Source organism: Streptomyces sp. NBC_00335 (genome assembly GCF_036127095.1).
In the GTDB taxonomy this organism is placed as follows: Bacteria; Actinomycetota; Actinomycetes; order Streptomycetales; family Streptomycetaceae; genus Streptomyces.
Map to the genome: position 1 here is coordinate 2,207,625 of NZ_CP108006.1, position 20,411 is coordinate 2,228,035.

Annotated in this window: 16 protein-coding genes; 4 read left to right on the forward strand and 12 right to left on the reverse strand. The window is 71.5% G+C overall.

What is annotated here, in order from left to right; genetic code table 11:
• Positions 1-149: 149 nt before the first annotated feature.
• On the reverse strand, positions 150-2,300 hold the full coding sequence (locus OHA37_RS09760; protein WP_266903948.1) for a RecQ family ATP-dependent DNA helicase: 2,151 nt from the start codon (positions 2,298-2,300) through the stop codon (positions 150-152).
• A gap of 362 nt (positions 2,301-2,662) precedes the next feature.
• Between OHA37_RS09760 and OHA37_RS09765 the strand changes: the two genes are divergently transcribed.
• Positions 2,663-3,292 (forward strand): hypothetical protein, encoded by a 630-nt coding sequence (locus OHA37_RS09765; RefSeq protein WP_266903949.1) that lies wholly within the window; start codon positions 2,663-2,665, stop codon positions 3,290-3,292.
• Positions 3,293-3,449: 157 nt separating this feature from the next.
• Here the strand turns inward: OHA37_RS09765 and OHA37_RS09770 are convergent, their stop codons facing one another.
• The 3 genes from OHA37_RS09770 to OHA37_RS09780 all read right to left on the reverse strand — a co-directional run bounded on the left by OHA37_RS09770 (position 3,450) and on the right by OHA37_RS09780 (position 5,566).
• Positions 3,450-4,046 carry a hypothetical protein gene (locus OHA37_RS09770; RefSeq protein ID WP_266903950.1) on the reverse strand — a complete coding sequence of 199 codons (597 nt, stop codon included), beginning with the start codon at positions 4,044-4,046 and terminating at the stop codon, positions 3,450-3,452.
• A gap of 59 nt (positions 4,047-4,105) precedes the next feature.
• Entirely contained in the window at positions 4,106-4,816 is a 711-nt protein-coding gene (locus tag OHA37_RS09775) for a ribonuclease HII (protein ID WP_266903951.1), read from the reverse strand.
• A gap of 123 nt (positions 4,817-4,939) precedes the next feature.
• Positions 4,940-5,566, reverse strand: coding sequence for a TetR/AcrR family transcriptional regulator (locus OHA37_RS09780; RefSeq protein WP_266903952.1), 627 nt, complete (start codon positions 5,564-5,566; stop codon positions 4,940-4,942).
• A gap of 116 nt (positions 5,567-5,682) precedes the next feature.
• Between OHA37_RS09780 and OHA37_RS09785 the strand changes: the two genes are divergently transcribed.
• Positions 5,683-7,236: an MFS transporter gene (locus tag OHA37_RS09785; RefSeq protein WP_266903953.1), complete on the forward strand. Its 1,554-nt coding sequence runs from the start codon at positions 5,683-5,685 to the stop codon at positions 7,234-7,236.
• A 77-nt stretch (positions 7,237-7,313) separates the two neighbouring features.
• Here the strand turns inward: OHA37_RS09785 and OHA37_RS09790 are convergent, their stop codons facing one another.
• From OHA37_RS09790 to OHA37_RS09810, 5 genes are all read right to left on the reverse strand, one after another.
• A complete protein-coding gene (locus OHA37_RS09790) occupies positions 7,314-8,999 on the reverse strand; it encodes a DUF4153 domain-containing protein (RefSeq protein ID WP_266903954.1) in 1,686 nt (561 codons plus the stop codon).
• A gap of 194 nt (positions 9,000-9,193) precedes the next feature.
• Positions 9,194-10,108, reverse strand: a complete 915-nt coding sequence (locus tag OHA37_RS09795) for an ADP-ribosylglycohydrolase family protein (RefSeq protein ID WP_266903955.1) — start codon at positions 10,106-10,108, stop codon at positions 9,194-9,196.
• Positions 10,109-10,119: 11 nt separating this feature from the next.
• Positions 10,120-10,779, reverse strand: a complete 660-nt coding sequence (locus OHA37_RS09800; RefSeq protein ID WP_266903956.1) for a histidine phosphatase family protein — start codon at positions 10,777-10,779, stop codon at positions 10,120-10,122.
• A gap of 107 nt (positions 10,780-10,886) precedes the next feature.
• The gene (locus OHA37_RS09805) at positions 10,887-11,492 is read right to left on the reverse strand and encodes a YdbC family protein (RefSeq protein WP_250748831.1); all 606 of its coding nucleotides are present in this window, start codon (positions 11,490-11,492) and stop codon (positions 10,887-10,889) included.
• 32 nt (positions 11,493-11,524) lie between these two features.
• Positions 11,525-12,367, reverse strand: a complete 843-nt coding sequence (locus OHA37_RS09810; protein WP_323182323.1) for an arylamine N-acetyltransferase family protein — start codon at positions 12,365-12,367, stop codon at positions 11,525-11,527.
• Between the two features lie 79 nt (positions 12,368-12,446).
• Here OHA37_RS09810 and OHA37_RS09815 point away from each other — a divergent pair, with 79 nt between their 5' ends.
• The gene (locus OHA37_RS09815) at positions 12,447-13,406 is read left to right on the forward strand and encodes a DUF1152 domain-containing protein (protein ID WP_266912633.1); all 960 of its coding nucleotides are present in this window, start codon (positions 12,447-12,449) and stop codon (positions 13,404-13,406) included.
• Positions 13,407-13,488: 82 nt separating this feature from the next.
• Here OHA37_RS09815 and OHA37_RS09820 read toward each other — a convergent pair whose 3' ends face one another.
• Both OHA37_RS09820 and nrdR read right to left on the reverse strand, forming a co-directional pair.
• The gene (locus tag OHA37_RS09820; RefSeq protein ID WP_266903957.1) at positions 13,489-16,392 is read right to left on the reverse strand and encodes a vitamin B12-dependent ribonucleotide reductase; all 2,904 of its coding nucleotides are present in this window, start codon (positions 16,390-16,392) and stop codon (positions 13,489-13,491) included.
• 144 nt (positions 16,393-16,536) lie between these two features.
• Entirely contained in the window at positions 16,537-17,046 is a 510-nt protein-coding gene (gene nrdR, locus OHA37_RS09825) for a transcriptional regulator NrdR (RefSeq protein ID WP_250748823.1), read from the reverse strand.
• 480 nt (positions 17,047-17,526) lie between these two features.
• Between nrdR and lexA the strand changes: the two genes are divergently transcribed.
• On the forward strand, positions 17,527-18,318 hold the full coding sequence (lexA, locus tag OHA37_RS09830; RefSeq protein ID WP_243331797.1) for a transcriptional repressor LexA: 792 nt from the start codon (positions 17,527-17,529) through the stop codon (positions 18,316-18,318).
• A gap of 98 nt (positions 18,319-18,416) precedes the next feature.
• Here lexA and OHA37_RS09835 read toward each other — a convergent pair whose 3' ends face one another.
• Positions 18,417-20,387 carry an ATP-dependent DNA helicase gene (locus OHA37_RS09835; protein WP_266903958.1) on the reverse strand — a complete coding sequence of 657 codons (1,971 nt, stop codon included), beginning with the start codon at positions 20,385-20,387 and terminating at the stop codon, positions 18,417-18,419.
• Positions 20,388-20,411: the final 24 nt, after the last annotated feature.

A 20,411-nucleotide genomic window follows, 5' to 3' on the forward strand; every position in this document is an offset into this window, starting at 1 on the left:
CGTATAGAGTCCGGCGTGCTACAACCCGCACACCCTCCTGCGAGGATCTTACGAACCATTGTCCGGTCTTGACTTGGCGAACAGTTGCCACGGACTGCCGCATTATCGGGCCGCACACGTGGTCGGCCGCCGGGGCCGGCGAGGTGCCTTCACCCCGCCAGGGCGAGGGTCAGGGGGAGCACCTGGTCGGCTCCGCTCTGGCGCAGGAGGCGTGCGCCCACGGCCAGGCTCCAGCCGGAGTCGGCGTAGTCGTCGACGAGCAGGACGGGGCCCGGGTTGGCGGCCAGAGCGGCGGCGAGTTCGTCGGGGACGGCGAACGAGGCGGCCAGGGCGCGCAGCCGCTGGGCGGAGTTGCTGCGGTGTACGCCGTACTCGCCCGCCTGTGCGGTGTAGGCGAGGCTCCCCAGCAGCGGGAGCCGCCCGACCCGGGCCAGGCCCTCGGCGAGGGAGCCCACCAGCTGCGGGCGGGAGCGGGAGGGCATGGCCACGATCCCCACGGGCCGGGCCATCGCGCCGCCGGCCCACCCGCCCGGCGAACGGGCCCAGTCGGCCACCACCGTCACCACGGCCGCCAGGACGTCGTCCGGCACCGGACCGTCCGCGGCCTGGTCCGACAGGAGCGGGCGCAGGCGGTTGCCCCAGCCGATGTCCGACAGCCGGCCCAGCGCGCGTCCGGTGGCCGCCTGCTGGCCCACGGGGATGCGGCCCTTGAGGTCGACGCCGACGGCGGGCATGCCCGAGGGCCACATCCGGCGGGGCTCGACCTCGACCCCCGGGCGGTCCAGCTCGCCGGTCGCCGTGTCGAGGGCGCCGTGGGACACGGCGGGGTCGAGCCAGGGCCCGGCGCAGGTGTCACAGCGGCCGCACGGGGTCGCCTTCTCGTCGTCGAGCTGGCGCTGCAGGAACTCCATCCGGCAGCCCGTGGTCGCCACGTAGTCCCGCATGGCCTGCTGCTCGGCCTGCCGCTGCCGGGCCACCCACTCGTAGCGCTGCGCGTCGTACGCCCACGGCTGTCCGGTGGAGGTCCAGCCCCCCTTCACGCGCTTGACCGCGCCGTCCACGTCCAGGACCTTCAGCATCGTCTCCAGCCGCGACCGCCGCAGGTCCACCAACGGCTCCAGCGCCGGCAGCGACAACGGCCGGCCGGCCTGCTCCAGTACGTCCAGGGTCCGCCGGACCTGCTCCTCGGGCGGGAATCCCACCGAGGCGAAGTACGCCCAGATCGCCTCGTCCTCCCGCCCCGGCAGCAGCAGCACATCGGCGTGGTCCACGCCGCGCCCCGCACGACCCACCTGCTGGTAGTAGGCGATCGGGGACGAGGGAGAGCCCAGGTGGACCACGAAGCCCAGGTCCGGCTTGTCGAAGCCCATCCCCAGCGCGGAGGTCGCCACCAGCGCCTTCACCCGGTTGGCGAGCAGGTCCTCCTCGGCCTGCAGCCGGTCGGCGTTCTCCGTCTTCCCCGTGTACGAGGCCACCGGATACCCGCGCTGCCGCAAGAAGGCCGCGACCTCCTCCGCGGCCGCCACCGTCAGCGTGTAGATGATCCCCGAGCCCGGCAGGTCCCCCAGCCGCTCCCCCAGCCACGCCAGCCGGTGCGCCGCGTTCGGCAGCTCCAGTACGCCGAGCCGCAGGCTCTCCCGGTCCAGCGCGCCGCGCAGGACCAGAGCGCCCCCGCCTCCCGTGCCCAGTTGCTCGGCCACATCGGCCGTGACCCGTGCGTTGGCGGTCGCTGTGGTGGCGAGCACGGGCACCCCGGGGGCGAGCTCGGCGAGCATGGTGCGCAGCCGGCGGTAGTCGGGGCGGAAGTCATGGCCCCAGTCGGAGATGCAGTGGGCCTCGTCGACCACCAGCAGGCCGGTCGTGGCCGCGAGCTTGGGCAGCACCTGTTCGCGGAAATCCACCGAGTTGAGGCGCTCGGGACTCACGAGGAGAACGTCGGTCTCGCCCCGCTCGACCTCTCCGTAGATCGTCTCCCACTCCTCCGGGTTGGCCGAGTTGATCGTCCGTGCCTGGATCCCGGCCCGCGCCGCGGCATCGACCTGGTTGCGCATCAGCGCGAGGAGCGGCGAGATGATCACCGTCGGACCGGCGCCGCGACGGCGCAGCAGGGCCGTCGCAACGAAGTACACCGCCGATTTGCCCCACCCCGTGCGCTGCACGACCAGCGCCCGCCGGCGCTCCTCCACCAGGGCGGACACCGCCTGCCACTGGTCCTCCCGCAGCCGCGCCGAACCCCCCGGGGCACCGACCAGCTCAGCGAGGATGGCATCGGCTTCTGCGCGGAGCTCCAGGTTGTCCATGCCCCCATGCAACCCGATGCCTAGGACAATCGGCCAACTCACCCAGCGTGACCGTCCGGCTCACAGGCCGTCCGTCTCGCCGCACGGCCGCTGCGGCGGAAGGCCGCCACGGGGCTGTTTCCCCTGGTGCCCGTGCTCCGGCCCGGACCGAATGCGTCATCTTCGCCTTGACGGGGCAAGGATATGAACGGCATACCGGCGAATTCCGGTCGGCGGCTCCAATTGCTCGTTGCCGCATGCTCACGGGCCACGCGAGAATTGTCTTGCTCCCGTTCGGCCCGACGGCGCTCTCCCGGGCCGTGCCGCGGCGCGCCCGCACTCCAGCTGTGCCCGTTCGCGGGCGTGTACCCGAAGGGAGGACCGTGACCTTCGGATTCGCCCCGCCCTCGACCACGTCCCTGAGAACGGCCACCGGTGGCGCCAGCCGGCATGGCAGGCTGCTGGAACCGTCCGAGTGGACGGCGTCGGGCGTCCCCCTCCTGCGCAATCCGCGCGAGGTCGTCAGCGGACTGCACTCACGGCACGGCCCCGTCCCCTCCACGGCGGTGATCGCCGTGCTCGGGCCCGAGGAGCGGCTCGTGGCCAGCGCCTCCTTCGTTCAGCGCTCCACCGCGGCCGACGGCTGGGAGTACCGCAACGCCCTGCTGTCCCGGCTGCGCCGGGTCATCCCGCACGACCTGCGCCGGCGGACCCCGGTACGGACCGCCGTGCTGCTGTTCTGCCGAGACGGCGACGAGCGCTGGACCGAGGAGGACGGCGCCTGGATGTGGGGGCTGCGGGACGCCTGCACCCTGCACGGGCTGCGCTGCGGCGCGTACATCACGCTGACCCGGGGCGGCTGGCAGGTGCTGGGCGAAGGCCGCGGCGGCCGGAGCCCCAGCTCGGACTCCCGGCCCGAGCGCCTCGGCGATGCGCCGTCCGAGTTCGCCCCGCTCGCCCTGCGCGGCGGCGGCGGAGCCACGGAGGCCCTGCGCCGCACCGCCGCACGCTGAGCCCGCGCCGCCGCAGGCTGAGCCCGCAAGGCCCCGTAGCCGGGAACGACCAACGGCCGTACACCCGGAAACGGGCGTACGGCTGGTCAGGCCTCGGACTTCGGCAGGGCCGGCCACCGGGCCGCCCCACCCCTCGACCGTGCGGGAGTACGGGACGTCAGACGCCCGCACCCAGCACGGAGTTGATCTGCTGCGGCTCCCCGCACACGATCAGGAGCGCACCGGCTCGCGCGAGCGCGACCGGCAGGGCTCCGGCAGCCGCGTCGGCCAGTCCGCCGTTGGCCGCGAAGACCACGACGGGACGGCCGGCGGCGCGCTGAACCTGCGCCGCGTCCGCGTAGAAGACGTCGTCCCGGGCATCGTGCAGGGCCCAGTACGCGGCCTCGCCGAAGGACAGCTCGTGCGCGGCCCACGGGTGCGGGTCGCCGGTGGTGAGCACCAGGATGTCACCGGGCGCACGCCCGGTGTCGAGCAGCAGGTCCACGGCCTCTTCGGCCGCGTCCAGCGCGCCCTCGGCGGATGCCGGGATCAGCTGGACCTGCGGTACGGACGCCGAGACCGAAGGTGCGGTGGCGGCTACGGGAACGGGGGTGGCCTGCGGTTTCCGCGGCGCGGGCGGCGCGGGCCTGGGTGCGGGACGCGGACCGGGTACGGGGCGGGGGGTCTGCGCGCTGCGGCCGGCGGCCGGAGTGACGCGGGGACCCTGGGCACTCTCGTGAATCTGAGGCTCCTCGGGGGCGGGGGTGAGAGGCATGAGCTGACATCTATCAAACACCGGTGCGAAACGTACCGGTTGGTGGCACGTACGTGCGATCAGAAATCGAAGCCGAGTTGGCCTCCGTTTTCCAGCTCCATCGATTCCTCGCTGCGGCGCACCTTCTTGAGGTGGCTCCAGCGGGGCAGGGCGTCGAGGTAGGACCAGGAGAGCCGGTGGTACGCGGTCGGGCCCTGCTCCTCAAGCGCCGCCCGGTGCACGGGCGAGGGATATCCGGCATTGGCGGCGAAGGCGAAGTCCGCGATTCCGCCGCCCTGTTCACCGATTTCGGCCATCATCCGGTCACGCCGGACCTTGGCGATCACCGAGGCCGCGGCGACGGCGACGCAGGACTGGTCGCCCTTGATCACCGTCCGGACCTGCCAGGGCGCACCGAGGTAGTCGTGCTTGCCGTCGAGTATCACCGCGTCGGGCCGCACGGGCAGCGCCTCCAGGGCGCGCACCGCGGCGAGGCGCAGGGCGGCGGTCATCCCGAGTTCGTCGATCTCCTCGGGGGACGAGTGGCCCAGGGCGTAGGCCGTGACCCAGTCCTCCAGGACGCCGACGAGCGCGTCACGGCGCTTGGGGGTGAGCAGTTTGGAGTCGGTGAGTCCCGCGGGCGGCCGGCGCAGACCGGTGATCGCCGCGCAGACGGTGACGGGACCGGCCCAGGCCCCTCGTCCGACTTCGTCGACCCCGGCGATGACCTTGGCGCCGGTGGTCGCTCGGAGGGAGCGTTCGACGGTGTGAGTGGGTGCTTCGTACGGCATGGCGCCAGCAAGGTTACGCCGCCCCGGGCCGCCTGCACACCCCGCCCCCTCCCCGTCGCGCCGCCGGCCCCTTCCCGCCGCGCCCCAGACACCTCCGCGCCGCGCCACCCACCCCGCCCCGTCTCACACCTTGAGCAGCGGCACCATCACCCCGTCGATCATCTCGGCGATCTCCGCGTCCGCCCATTCGCTCCCGCACACCTTCGCGCGGTACATCATCAGCGCCGGGATGACCTCGACGAGAAGCGGACCGGTCGCGTCCGCCCGGACGTCCCCCCGGTCGATTCCGCGGCGCACCAGCTCCCCGATCAGTACGTGCGCCGGTTCGTACAGCCCTGCCCGGACCAGGTCGCGGAACCGCTCGGCATGCACGTGATCGCACTCGTGAAGCACCGTCCTCAGCGCCTGCCCGGCTCGCGACCGCATCACGTCCCGCATCCGCACGCACACCGCGTACAGGTCCTCGCGCGCCGATCCCAGGTCCGCGATCCGGCCGAGCGGCGGCAGCCGCGTCCGCAGCGCCTCGGCCACCAGGTCCGCCTTCGAGGGCCAGCGCCGGTACAGCGCGGCCTTGCCCGTCTGCGCTCCCGAGGCGACGCCCTCCATGGTGAGGGCGTTCCAGCCCGTGGCGCCCAGCTGCTCCAACACGGCGTCGAGAATCGCCCGTTCGAGTTCGGGTCCGCGCCTGCGCCCCGGGGCCGCCACCGACCGGCGTGAACCCGCCACTCCCGATACCTCCGACCGGCTCATGCGTCCGTCGCACACCTTTTCAGCCTTAGTGAACGCTTGCGTTCACTAACTCCGGCTCCCTACCGTGGAATCGCCGTGAACGATTGCGTTCACTATTTCACTTGGGGGGACCCACAGTGACAACTCCTCAGCTCTCCACACTCCGAATACCGGCCGCGGCCCGCCGAGGGGGGCGCCCTGGAGTGGCGCTCACCGTCATCGCCGCCTGCCAGCTCATGGTCGTCCTCGACGCAACGATCGTGAACATCGCGCTCCCGCACATCCAGACCGACCTGGCCATCTCCACCACCGACCTGTCCTGGGTGATCAGCGCCTACACGCTCGCCTTCGGCGGTCTGCTGCTGCTCGGCGGCCGCGCCGGCGACATCCTGGGCCGGCGCCGCGTCTTCCTGACCGGCATCCTGCTCTTCACCCTGGCCTCCCTGCTCGGCGGATTCGCCGAGGAGTCCTGGCAGTTGCTCGCCGCCCGCGCCCTCCAGGGCGTCGGCGGCGCCATCGCCTCGCCGACCTCCCTCGCCCTGATCACCACGACCTTCGCCGAGGGACCGGAACGCAACCGCGCCTTCGGCGTGTTCGCCGCCGTCTCCGCGGGCGGCGGCGCCATCGGACTGCTGGCCGGCGGCATGCTCACCGAGTGGCTCGACTGGCGCTGGGTCTTCTTCGTCAACGTGCCGATCGGGCTGCTGATCGCCTTCCTGACCCCGCTCTACATCAACGAGTCCGAGCGCCACCCGGGCCGCTTCGACATCGCCGGAGCGCTCACCTCCACGGGCGGTATGACCGCGCTCGTCTACGGGTTCATCCGGGCCTCCCAGGACGGCTGGCGCGACGGCCTGACCATCGGCTCGTTCGGCGTGGCCGTGCTGCTGCTCGCGGCCTTCGTACTCGTCGAGTCCCGGGCCCCCGATCCGATCATCCCGCTGCGCATGTTCTCCGCGCGCAACCGCACCGGCACCTACGTGATCATGCTCAGCCTCGCCGCCGCGATGTTCGGCATGTTCTTCTTCATCGTCCAGTTCGTGCAGAACGTGCTGGGCTTCTCCCCGATCCGTTCCGGCATCGGCTTCCTGCCCATCACGGCCGCCATCATCACCGCGGCCGGACTCTCGCAGCGCCTGCTGCCGCGCTTCGGCCCGAAGCCGTTCATGGTCATCGGATCCGCCCTCACCGGCGCCGGCCTGGCCTGGCTGTCCTTCATCGAGACCGACAGCTCCTACGTCTCCGGGGTGCTGGGCCCGATGCTGCTGTTCGGCTTCGGCATGGGCCTCAACTTCGTCACCCTCACCCTGACCGCCGTCTCCGGAGTGGCCCCGCAGGAGGCCGGCGCGGCTTCCGGGCTGCTCAACGCCAGCCAGCAGGTCGGCGGCTCGCTCGGACTCTCCATCCTGGTCACCGTCTTCGGCACCGCCGGCCGCAACGAGGCCGCCCAACAGGTCCCCGACTTCCGGGCGCACGCCGACCAGGGACAACTGGCGGCGTTCCTGCAGACGGGACGCCTGCCCGACCCCTGGGGGGACCTCGTCCTCACCCGGGGCATCGCCGCCGCCTTCATCGCCGCCGTGGCCATGGCGGCGATCGCGCTGCTCACCTCGCTGCTGGTGATCCGCGTGCGCGCGAGCGACCTGGAGGCCCTGAACGGAGCCACCGCCAAGACCGGTCCGGCCGCCTGAGCACGCGGTCCCGTACGAGGGGCCCGGCGCGGGACTCTTCCGCGCCGGGCCCCTCAGGTTCCTGGGCCGTGCCCGGCCTAGTACTCGACGCGGCTCCCGAAGGTCCCCAGGCTCCTGCACTGTTCGTACGAGGCGCTCACCCCGCGCTCGCTCAGGATCTTCCGGGCCCGGCGCTCCCCCAGGCTCGTCGCGTACCAGGGCGTGCGGCCCGCCGCCTCCAACTCCCGGGCGATCCCGCGCAGGGCGCAGGAGCGCCGGGGTTCGGGCAGACGGTCCAGGGCCGGTACCGCGTCCGCCGAGAGGGACTGGAAGTAGGCCAGGTCGATCTTGCCGTCCTGTTCGTACCGCGTGACGTTGCCCTCCGCGATCACCCCGTCCGGGGACATCAGACCGAAGGCCAGTACGGCCGCCACGACGCTCCCCACGACCGCGCGGGGCAGCCAGCGCGCACCGAACAGCCCGCCGGCCATGATCAGTACGATGACCAGCCCGAGCCACAGCTCCACGCCGGCGACCGACAGCCGCAGCCTGGTCAGGCCGTACGCGTCCACGTACAGGTCCATGCGCCGGAGCGCCGAGGCGACGACGACGAGGGTCAGCACGCAGAGCGTGCCGAGCACGACGCGCACCAGCCGCCGGTCTCCGGCGCCGTCGCGCGGGGCCCAGCGCAGGGCCAGCGCGATGACGGCGAGGGTGAGCAGGGTGGCCCAGAGCAGCTGCCAGAAGCCCTGGCGCGCGTACTCGGCGTAGGTCAGGCCGGTGGCCTCCAGGACCTTGCGGTAGCCGCCGAAGAGGACGGCGAGCTGGACGGCGTTGAAGGCGGCGAAGAGCAGGTTCAGCACGATGAGCGGCAGGGCCCATTCCACCCGGGAGCGCGCCTTCCCCGGGCGCACCTCGATGCGGTCCCAGCGGGAGGGGGCGGCGGCGGCCCGGGCGACGGCGATCGCGACGACGAGGCCGAGCGCGAAGAGCAGGAAGCGGACCGGGCCGTCCATGCCGCTGATGTCGGGGGTCAGCCCGCTCAGCAGGTCCGCGAACGCGGCGTCGGCGGAGGCGAACAGGGTGCCGAAGAGCGCCAGCAGGACCACCGCCACCACGACGGCCTTCGCCACCGGCAGCCAGCGTTCGCGGCGCCCCTCGCCCCGCGAGCGCAGGCCGCTCCAGACCCAGCGCACCCCGAGGACGGCGGAGTCGAGGAGGCCGACCGGGCCGAGCAGGATGCCGGGCCAGCTGCGGCTGCCGTGCAGGGCCAGGGCGCCCGTCAGGAGGGCTGCGAGCAGGGCCGTCACGGCCGGCCAGGCGGAGGCGCGCAGCGCGGGCACGGCGAGCAGCGCGAGGCAGCCGAGCGCCCAGAGCGCGGTCCACGGGCGCACCGTGCGGCCCGCCGCGCGGGCGGCCGCGCAGGCGGCGAGCAGCGCGGGCACCACCGCGAGCAGCAGGCCCGGGCCCAGCCCGTCGGCGAGGAGCAGGGAAGCGGCGATGCCGGAGGCGAGTACGGCGCCCAGCACGACGGCCGGTACGGGTCCGACGGCGGCCGGGCGCGCGGCCTCGGCCCAGGCGAGCGGGGCCAACGACCAGGCCCCGGAGGAGGCGCGCTCCTTGCGCAACTGGTGGGCCCGCCAGGCCTTGGGATCCCAGCCGGGCGGCGCGGGTGGCGCGGGCGCGGACGGAGCGGGCGTGGGCGCGGCCGGAACGGCCCTTGTGTCGGCCCCCGCACCCGCGGCCCCCGGCTCGTCCGCCGTCTCGGCGTTCTCTGCTGACATCGGGTTCCCCTCCCCTGTCGGCCTCCCCCGCCCATCAGGCGGGGGAGGCGAAGCCGACAGAGTAGGCCGGTCATATGCAGTTTTGAACAGGATCAAAAGACGCCTGTGGCAGGACCGTGACAAACGGAGGGGCACGAACCGGCACGGACCGCCACCAGCCCCGCCCCTCCCCCGTCCCCTACCCGACTACCCCACTACCCGTCCGCCTCCGGCAGCCAGGCCGGCAGCGCCTCGGTCCGGGCCAGCCAGGCCTGCGGCAGCACCGCGTCCCCGCGCGCGCCCAGCACTCCGCCGACGATCGCGCAGGTGGTGTCCACGTCTCCGCCCACCTGGGCGGTGGTCCAGAAGGCCCGCTCGTAGTCGTCCAGGCTCCGCGCCGCCGACCACAGGGCGAACGGCACGGTGTCGTGGGCGCTGGTGCGCCGCCCGCAGCCCAGTACGGCGGCGACGGTCGTCGCGTCGCCGTAGTCGAGCATGTCGCGCGCCCGCCGCACCCCGGCCCCCACCGCGCTCCGCGGGACGAGCGCGATGACGCCGTCCAGCAGGTCGGCGGCCTTCGGCGGCCCGGCCGGATCGGCCGCCAGCGCGGCCGCGGCGGCCACGGCCATCGCGCCGCACACCGCTTCACGGTGCTGGTGGGTGGTGTAGGCGGAGATCTCCGCCTGGTGCGTGGCCTGCTCCGGGTCGTCGGCGTACCAGGCGCCCAGCGGGGCGACCCGCATGGCCGCGCCGTTGCCCCAGGAGCCCTGCCCGTTGAAGAGTTCCGCGGCGAGCGTGCGCCAGTCGGCGCCCTCGCGGACCAGGCGCAGCATCCGGTTCACGGCGGGCCCGTAGCCGCGGTCGAAATCGTGGTGGTGGGCGAAGGAGGCGGCCAGCGCGTCCTGGTCCACCCGGCCGTGCCCGGCGAGCACGGCCACCACCGAGCAGGCCATCTCGGTGTCGTCGGTCCACTGCCACGGATCGCTGCCGGCCGGCAGCTCGCGCCGCTTGAGCAGCGGGTAGTTCACGGGGACGAAGTACTGGGAACCCAGTGCGTCGCCCAGGGCCAGCCCTCGGAGGCTGGCCATGGCGCGTGCGTAGCGCCCTTCGGGAGAGGAGTCAGCGGTCATCGCGCGTCACTCTAGCCGTCCAGGTCGTAAGGCTCGGGTGTGGTCCACCGCTCAAACGGGCGGTCCATCCGGTACCGGCCGTCGGAACCCAGCAGGAGCATCCGGTATTCGCCGTTGCCCGGGTTGGAGAGGGCCTCGAACTCGGCCACGGACCAGTGGAACCAGCGCATGCAGAACAGTCTCATCGTCAGGCCGTGCGTCACGAGCAGCACGTTCTCGGGATGGTCCGGGGCCTCGAAACTGCGGTAGAGGCTCTCCAGGAAGGCCCCGACCCGGTCGTACACGTCGGCGCCAGACTCCCCCTGCGCGAAGCGGTAGAAGAAGTGGCCGTACGCGTCCCGGTAGGCCTTCTGCAGCCGTACGTCCTCCCGCTCCTGCCAGTTCCCCCAGTCCTGCTCGCGCAGCCTCGGCTCCTCGCGCATCCGCACGCGCGTCGGGTCCAGGCGCAACTCCCGGAAGGTCTGCAGGGTCCGGCGGTACGGGGAGACGTACGCGCTGACGTGCTCGTCCCCGAAGAGCTCGCGCAGGCGTCCGCCGGCCTCCGCGGCCTGCTCGCGACCGGTGGGGGTCAGCCGGAGGGCGTGGTCGGGCTCCCGCTCGTACACCGTGTCATCGGCATTGCCCTCCGATTCCCCGTGCCGGACAAGGACGATGCGCCGTGGTCGTACCATCCCACGACCCTATTCGGCCATCGGCGGGCGCGGGGACCGGGCACGCCGTACGGCCCCGGTGGCGGCCCTGCCGTCAGCTCTCCGGCGCGGCCGCCCACGGCGTACGGTCAGACCGTCCAGGAGGGTTCGAGGTCGACGACGTCCCCGGTGAGGGCCTCCACGTCGGCCTGGATCTGGGCGCGCAGCGACAGCCGCTCGACGCGCTCCTGCCGGTACTTGCCGTGTTCCGCCGCCGCGTGCCACATCGACAGCACCAGGAACTCACGGCCCGGAGCCTCGCCGAAGAGGCCCCGGACCATGCCGGGCGAGCCCGCCATGGCCGGGTTCCAGACCTTCTCCTGCATGAGCGCGAAATGGTCCACGCGCCCCTCCCGCACCCGGGTGTGGGCGACCCTGACGACGTCGGCGTCGGTGAACCGCGGCTCGAAGCCGGTCTTCACGTCGAAGCGGTGGTCGAAGAGCGTGACCCGCGCGTCGGTGTAGGTGCCGTTCTGTGACGCGGCCAACCGGTCGTGCGAGCGCGCCATGAAGGAGTCGTAGAAGGAACGGCTCTCCCAGAACGTGAAGACGTGCGCCACCCCCTGCCGGCCCCGGCTCCAGCCGCCGCCCTGCCCCCGGAATCCCGGTTCCCCCGGCAGTCCCGCCCATTTGCGCTGCCCGCGCTCGAACCCGCGTCGGTCCGTCACCGTGCAGCGAATCCACTTGACCAGCACTGCGCCATCGTACGGTCCCGGCGGGGCCCGGGTCAGTCCTCGGCGCGGTACAACCGAAGGAGTTCCTCCGCGTCCCGCTCGGACAGCCGAAGCCCGAACTCCCGGCCGAGCAGGGCGAGCAGTTCTCCGGCCGGCACCTCACGCCGCTCCATCCGCCCGTCGGGCAGCAGCCTGGAGAGCTCCCGCCCCACGAGGGCCACCCGGGCTTGTTCGCCCGGGTACTGGACGATGGCCCGGGCGAGGAAGGCGGAGCGGGGGTGCGAGGAGCTGTAGTGGTTCAGCACCACGTAGTCGACGGGGTGGTAGGGCTGCGGTGCGAAGGCGTACAGGTCGCGCCACACGCCCTCACGCCATGCGCAGAGCACGAGGACCCCGTCCGCCTCCTCCCGGACGCGGAACGCCCATTCCCCCTGCCGCACTTCGGCGCCGGGGCACGCCAGCGGGACGGGCTCGCGCGGGCCCTGCCAGCCGAACCCGGCGTCGCAGAGCCACGGTTCCCCCTCGACGGTGACGACGAGGACGGCGTGCGTCACCGCGGTCAGGGCGTCCCCCCGGGAGCGGTTGCGGGCGCCGCGTCCGGAGACCGCGAAACCGATCCGCTCCAGGGCGGCGGCCAGCAGGGTGTTCTGCTCGTAGCAGTAGCCGCCGCGGCGCTCGTGCACGATCTTGCCCTCGACCGTCTTGACGTCCAGCCCGACGGGGCGGCCGAACAGCACGTCCAGGCTTTCGAAGGTGATCGCACCGGTGTGCGCCCGGTGTACCGCCTTCAACGTCCCGAGGTCCGAGCGGAGTTCCCCACCATCCCAGCCGATCCTCGCGAGATAGGCGTCCAGGTCCAGCTCGTCACCGCTCCACATGGTTTCCACGACTCCCACGACTCCCCGCCCGACGCATCGCTCGACGCATCGCGATATTCAGGGGCGCCCTGTCATGGCACCCCGCACCATGGCCATCATGACCGCGCTGCACACCAACCCGCTCTTCGCCCGCCTGGCTTCGGCCGAGCGGATCCTCGTCACCGGCGCCGGAGGCGGCTTCGACGTCTACGCCGGCCTGCCGATCGCCCTCTCCCTCCTGCACCAGGGCAAGGAGGTTCACCTCGCGAACCTCTCCTTCAGTGCGCTCGCTGGGCTCCCGACGGACGACTGGCTGGCCCCGGATCTCGCCGCGATCACCCCGGACTCCGCGCCGCACCAGAGCTACTTCCCCGAACGCACCCTGGCCCAGTGGCTGAAACTGCACGGGTACCCGTCCACCGTGTACGCCTTCCCGCAGGTCGGCGTGCAACCGCTGCGGGCCGCCTACCGGGCACTGATCGACCTGCACCGGATCGACGCGGTGGTCCTGGTCGACGGGGGCACCGACATCCTGATGCGGGGCGACGAGGCCGGGCTCGGCACGCCGGAGGAGGACCTGACCAGCGTGGCGGCACTGGCCGCGCTGGACGACGTACCGGAGCGTCTCGTCGTCTCGGTCGGCTTCGGCGTCGACGCGTACCACGGCGTGAACCACGCGCTGGTCCTGGAGAACATCGCGGCACTGGAGCGGGACGGGGCCCACCTCGGCGCGTTCTCGATACCCCGGGCCACCCGCGAGGGCGCGCTGTACCTCGACGCCGTGGCCCACGCGCAGGACCGCACCCCGGAACACCCGAGCATCGTGAACGGTTCCATCGCGGCAGCGGTCCGCGGCTCCTTCGGGGACGTCCGCTTCACCGACCGGACCCGCGGCAGCGAGCTGTTCGTGAACCCGCTGATGTCCCTGTGCTTCGCCTTCGAGCTGACCGGCCTGGCCGCCCGCTGCCTCTACCTCGACCGGATCGAGGACACCCACCTCATGCGCCAGGTCTCCTCACGCATCGCGGCCTTCCGCGACGAGGTGATCACCCGCCCGGCCCGGACCTTCCCCCACTGAGCGCGGACGCGAAAGCGGGGACCGGCCCCAGGCCGGTCCCCGCTTCCTCAGCTGCTCAGCGACTCAGCAGCGTTCGAGCTCGTCAGCTGCAGCCGCTGGTGGAGCCGCAGCCCTCGCAGATGTAGCAGGAGCCGGCGCGCTGCATCTTCGTACCGCAGGAGAAGCAGAGCGGGGCGTCGGCGGAGACGCCGAGCTGCATCTCGACCAGTTCGGCGTTGGAGTGCGCCGTCTTGGGGGCCGGGACCGGGGCGAGCGCGACCGGCTTGACGGCCGGGACGGCCGGCACGGTCTGGACCGCGGCGACCGGGGCCGCCTGCGTCAGGGACTCCGTGTCGAGCTCCTCGTCGAGGGGCTCGTAGGAACCGGTGTCCAGGTGGCGCTGACGCTCCTCGGCGGAGTGGATGCCGAGGGCCGAGCGGGTCTCGAAGGGCAGGAAGTCGAGCGCCACGCGACGGAAGATGTAGTCGACGATCGACTGCGCCATCCGCACGTCCGGGTCGTCCGTCATGCCGGCCGGCTCGAAGCGCATGTTCGTGAACTTCGCGACGTACGTCTCCAGCGGGACGCCGTACTGCAGACCGACCGAGACGGCGATCGAGAAGGCGTCCATCATGCCCGCGAGGGTAGAACCCTGCTTGGACATCTTCAGGAAGACCTCGCCGAGACCGTCGTCCGGGTAGGAGTTCGCCGTCATGTAGCCCTCGGCGCCACCGACCGTGAAGGAGGTGGTGATCCCCGGGCGGCCCTTCGGGAGGCGCTTGCGGACCGGGCGGTACTCGATGACCTTCTCGACGGCCGTCCGGATGGTGTCCTCCGCCTTGGCGGTGACCTCCTCCTTCTCCTCTTCCTTCTTCTTCGCGGAGAGGGGCTGGCCGACCTTGCAGTTGTCGCGGTAGATCGCGAGCGCCTTGACGCCCAGCTTCCACGCCTCGAAGTAGATCTCCTCGATCTCCTCGACGGTCGCCGTCTCCGGCATGTTGACCGTCTTCGAGATCGCGCCGGAGATCCAGGGCTGGATCGCGGCCATCATGCGCACGTGGCCCATCGCGGAGATGGAACGCTCGCCCATCGCGCAGTCGAAGACCGAGTAGTGCTCCTGCTTCAGGCCCGGGGCGTCGACGACCACGCCGTGCTCGGCGATGTGGGCGACGATCGCCTCGATCTGCTCTTCCTGGTAGCCCATGCGGCGCAGGGCCTGCGGCACGGTGCCGTTGACGATCTGCATCGAGCCGCCGCCGACGAGCTTCTTGAACTTGACCAGGGCCAGGTCCGGCTCGACACCGGTGGTGTCACAGGACATCGCGAGACCGATGGTGCCGGTCGGCGCGAGGACGGAGGCCTGCGAGTTGCGGAAGCCGTTCTTCTCGCCGAGGCGGATCACGTCCTGCCAGGCCTCGGTGGCCGCGGCCCAGATGATGCTGTCCAGGTCCTCGGTGCGCGGCGCGACGGCGTTGGCGTCGGCGTGCTGCTTCATGACGCGCTTGTGCGACTCGGCGTTGCGGGCGTAGCCGTCGTACGGGCCGACAATCGCGGCCAGCTCGGCGGAGCGCTTGTACGCGGTACCGGTCATCAGCGAGGTGATCGACGCGGCGAGGGTGCGGCCGCCGTCGGAGTCGTACGCGTGGCCCGTGGCCATCAGCAGGGCGCCGAGGTTGGCGTAGCCGATGCCCAGCTGGCGGAAGGCGCGGGTGTTCTCGCCGATCTTCTGCGTCGGGAAGTCCGCGAAGCAGATGGAGATGTCCATCGCGGTGATGACGAGCTCGACGACCTTGGAGAAGCGCTCGGCGTCGAAGGACTGGTTGCCCTTGCCGTCGTCGTCGAGGAACTTCATCAGGTTCAGCGAGGCGAGGTTGCAGGACGTGTTGTCCAGGTGCATGTACTCGCTGCACGGGTTGGACGCGGTGATGCGGCCGGACTCGGGGCAGGTGTGCCAGTTGTTGATCACACCGTCGTACTGGATGCCCGGGTCGGCACAGGCCCACGCGGCCTCGGCGAGCTTGCGGAAGAGCGACTTGGCGTCGACCGTCTCGATGACCTCGCCGGTCATGCGAGCGCGCAGGCCGAACTCGGTGCCGTTCTCGACGGCCGTCATGAACTCGTCGTTCACGCGGACGGAGTTGTTGGCGTTCTGGTACTGGACGGACGTGATGTCGTCGCCGCCCAGGTCCATGTCGAAGCCCGCGTCGCGCAGGGCGCGGATCTTCTCCTCTTCCTTCACCTTGGTCGCGATGAAGTCCTCGACGTCCGGGTGGTCCACGTCCAGGACGACCATCTTGGCCGCGCGGCGGGTGGCGCCGCCCGACTTGATCGTTCCGGCGGACGCGTCGGCGCCGCGCATGAAGGAGACCGGACCGGAGGCGTTGCCGCCGGAGGAGAGGAGCTCCTTGGAGGAGCGGATGCGGGAGAGGTTCAGGCCGGCGCCGGAGCCGCCCTTGAAGATCATGCCCTCTTCCTTGTACCAGTCGAGGATCGACTCCATGGAGTCGTCGACGGCCAGGATGAAGCAGGCGGAGACCTGCTGCGGCTGGGGCGTGCCGACGTTGAACCACACCGGCGAGTTGAAGCTGAAGATCTGGTGCAGGAGCGCGTAGGTCAGCTCGTGCTCGAAGATCTCCGCGTCGGCGGGCGACGTGAAGTAGTCGAAGTCCTCGCCGGCCTTCGTGTACGTCTTCACGATCCGGTCGATGAGCTGCCGCAGACCGGTCTCGCGCTGCGGGCTGCCGACCGCACCGCGGAAGTACTTGCTGGTGACGATGTTGACCGCGTTCACCGACCAGAAGTCGGGGAACTCGACGCCGTACTGCTCGAAGTTGACCGAGCCGTCGCGCCAGTTGGTCATGACGACGTCGCGGCGCGCCCAGGTCACCTCGTCGTACGGGTGCACGCCCGGGGTGGTGTGGATGCGCTCGATACGCAGGCCGCTCTTGGCAGTCTTGGTGCCCTTGGCGCGGGAACCTCGTGCCGAGCTGCTCGCCGTCTCTGTCATGCCGTTCCTCCCAATGCGGGCAAAACGCCCTAAAGTGCCAGCGCTATTCCGCGGCACGGTGCTGTGTGTCTTGTATCTACGTCTTCTTCGCCAGACCCACCGGCCGTTCCGCGACGCTCATGCGACGGGGAACGGGCAGGCCGGTCAGTCGGCGGCGGAGGCGGGCACGGGGACCGGAGCGGTCCCACCGGGCTCGCACTCTTCGTGAGGCCGCGGCACGCGGAGTTCCGCGATGGCGGTCTCGAAGTCTTCGAGTGTGTCGAACGCCTTGTAAACGGACGCGAACCGGAGGTACGCGACCAGATCGAGGTCCTGCAACGGGCCGAGTATGGCCAGACCCACGTCGTGGGTGGTCAGCTCGGCGCTCCCGGTGGCGCGCAGCGCCTCCTCGACCCGCTGGCCGAGTTTGGCGAGGGCGTCCTCGGTGACCGGCCGCCCCTGGCACGCCTTGCGCACGCCGGAGATGACCTTGGTGCGGCTGAAGGGTTCGGTCACCCCACTGCGCTTGATCACCATCAGCGAGGCCGTCTCCACCGTCGTGAAGCGACGGGAGCAGTCGGGGCACTGGCGGCGCCGGCGGATCGACGTGCCGTCGTCGGTGGTCCGACTGTCGACGACACGGCTGTCGGGGTGCCTGCAGAAGGGGCAGTGCATGGTTCCCTCACCCTCCTCTTGGCACGACTGAATCACCTCGTGAGACCCCAGAACGGCAGAGACGAAGCTCTGTCGGAGGCTCTCGAAGCAGCCACAAGCATATGCGATGTCGGGGGCCCCGGCAGACCGAGGACCACAACTTCTGGGTGGCAGCGCTCATCCAACCACTAGATCTTGGGTTGTGGTGGATTTACACCGCTCCGCGTGTCGCCGCGTCCGATGGCCGGATGACAGGCCTCGCGGTGCCACACTGGGCGCAGACCCGGACGGTGGCGACCCGACCCGGAAGGGTACCGTAAGCAGTGGCTCCGCAGCCGAACCCCCGTTCGGTCCGGACGGCCCGCCGGCGGCATATACACCTCACGAAGTGAACACGATGGGTGATCTCCGATTTTTCACTCGAACGTGTGTTTGGCGCAACCTTTCGAAAGCAACTACCGTTGTCCAGCTAGGGAGAACATTTCGAGAGGGGCCGACGACGTGACCACCACCGCAGACAGTGCCACCATCACTGCCCAGAACCGCTCCCAGAGCCGACTTGAGCCGGTGCATGCCATGAATGACGCAAGTCTGAACCCGGAGGCGGAGCCCGTACGCCCCGCACGCTCGCTGCCAGGGCGGCCTCCAGGCATCCGCGCCGACAGCTCCGGGCTCACGGACCGGCAGCGGAGGGTCATCGAGGTCATTCGCGACTCGGTGCAGCGGCGCGGCTACCCGCCGTCGATGCGGGAGATCGGCCAGGCGGTCGGCCTGTCCAGCACCTCGTCGGTCGCGCACCAGCTGATGGCCCTGGAGCGCAAGGGCTTCCTGCGCCGCGACCCCCACCGCCCCCGGGCGTACGAGGTGCGCGGCTCCGACCAGCCCAGCTCGCAGCCCACGGACACCACGGGCAAGCCCGCCGCCTCGTACGTGCCCCTGGTCGGCCGGATCGCGGCCGGTGGCCCGATCCTCGCCGAGGAGTCGGTGGAGGACGTGTTCCCCCTCCCCCGCCAGCTCGTGGGCGACGGAGAGCTCTTCTGCCTCAAGGTCGTCGGCGACTCCATGATCGAGGCCGCCATCTGTGACGGCGACTGGGTCACGGTCCGTCGCCAGCCCGTCGCGGAGAACGGCGACATCGTCGCCGCCATGCTCGACGGCGAGGCCACGGTCAAGCGTTTCAAGCGCGAGGACGGCCATGTCTGGCTGCTCCCGCACAACGCCGCCTACCAGCCGATCCCCGGCGACGAGGCCACCATCCTCGGCAAGGTCGTGGCCGTACTGCGCCGGCTCTGATCGCCTGCGCCCCCATCCAGCTCCGGGACCTACTGCGCCGGTCCCGGAGCTGCTTTGTGTCCCGCCCTTCCGGGAACTACTGCGCGTACTTCCGAGGGCTACTTCTCGTCGGCCTTCGCCGCGGCGTCGATCGCGGCGAGTGAGCGGCGGACCTGATTGCGGTCCGTGGTGTACCAGAAGTCCGGCAGCGTCGCCCGCAGGAAGCTCCCGTACCGGGCCGTGGCCAGCCGGGGGTCCAGGACCGCCACGACACCCTTGTCTCCGGTGGCCCGTACGAGCCTGCCCGCGCCCTGGGCCATGAGCAGGGCCGCGTGCGTCGCCGCGACGGACATGAAGCCGTTCCCGCCGCGCTCCTCGACCGCCTTCTGCCGGGCGCTCATCAGCGGGTCGTCGGGACGGGGGAACGGGATCCTGTCCATGATCACCAGCTGACAGCTGGGCCCGGGCACGTCCACGCCCTGCCACAGCGACAGGGTCCCGAACAGGCAGGTCTGCGGGTCGGCCGCGAAGGCCTTGATCAGCTCGCCGAGCGTCTCCTCGCCCTGGAGCAGGATCGGGTTCTCGAGCCGGCCGCGCAGCTCCTCGGCGGCGGCCTTCGCCCCGCGCATGGAGGAGAACAGTCCGAGGGTGCGGCCGCCCGCCGCCTCGATCAGCTCCGCGAGCTCGTCCATCATGTCGCCACGGGTGCCCTCGCGGCCGGGGGTGGCCAGGTGCTTGGCGACGTAGAGGATGCCCTGCTTGGGATAGTCGAAGGGCGAACCGACGTCGAGCCCCTTCCACTGCGGGACGTCCTCCCCCTCGACGCCCTCCGGGGACAGGCCCATCGAGGCCGCGACCCCGTTGAAATCGCCGCCGAGCTTGAGGGTCGCGGAGGTCAGGACCACCGAGCGGTCCGCGAACAGCTTTTCGCGCAGCAGGCCGGACACCGAGAGGGGGGCGACCCGGAGGGTGGCGCCGAAGCGGTCGTGGCGTTCGTACCAGACCACGTCGTACTCGGAGCCGGCCACGATCCGCTCCGCCACCCCGTGCACGCTCTCCACCGCGGCGAGCGCCTGCTTGCGGACGGCGTCCTCGTCGTGGACGGACTTGTCGCGCGTGGTGCCGATCGCCGAGATCACGCTGCGCGAGGCGTCCCGCAGGGCCATCAGCGCATAGCCGAGGTCCTCGGGGATCTCCTCCAGCCTGCCGGGGAGGGCCAGCTCCATGACCCGCTCGAAGGTCTCGGACGCGGTCTGCAGGGAGTCGGCGGTCTTCTCGTCGACCAGCTTCGCCGCACGCTTCACGGCACGGTTGACCTGGCCCGGGGTGAGCTCTCCCGTGGCGACCCCGGTCACCCGGGACACCAGCTCGTGGGCCTCGTCGACGATCAGCACCTCGTGCTGCGGGAGCACCGGGGCGCCCTCGATCGCGTCGATGGCGAGGAGTGCGTGGTTGGTGACGACCACGTCCGCGAGCTTGGCCCGCTCGCGGGCGGCCTCGGCGAAGCACTCGGCGCCGTACGCGCACTTCGTGGCGCCCAGGCATTCGCGGGAGGAGACGGAGATCTGCGCCCAGGCCTTGTCGGAGACGCCCGGGGTGAGGTCGTCGCGGTCGCCCGTCTCGGTCTCGTCCGCCCAGTCGCGCAGCCGCAGCAGGTCCTGGCCGAGCTTGCTGGTCGGGGTGGCCGCCTCGAACTGGTCGAAGAGGCCCTCCTCCTCGTCCTGCGGGGCGCCCTCGTGCAGACGGTGCAGGCACAGGTAGTTGGAGCGGCCCTTGAGCATGGCGAACTGCGGGCGGCGGCGGAGCTGGGGATGCAGCGCCTCCACCGTCCGGGGCAGGTCGCGCTCGACGAGCTGGCGCTGGAGGGCCAGCGTCGCCGTGGCCACGACCACGCGCTCGCCGTGCGCGAGGGCCGGCACCAGGTAGCCCAGGGACTTACCGGTACCGGTACCGGCCTGGATGAGGCGGTGGGAGTTGTCGTCGATCGCTTCGGCGACGGCTTCGGCCATGGCCACCTGGCCGGGGCGCTCCGTGCCGCCGACGGCGGAGACGGCGGCGTGCAGCAGGTCGGGGAGGGAGGGCTTCGTCATAGCAGTGCCAACCCTACGGGGCCC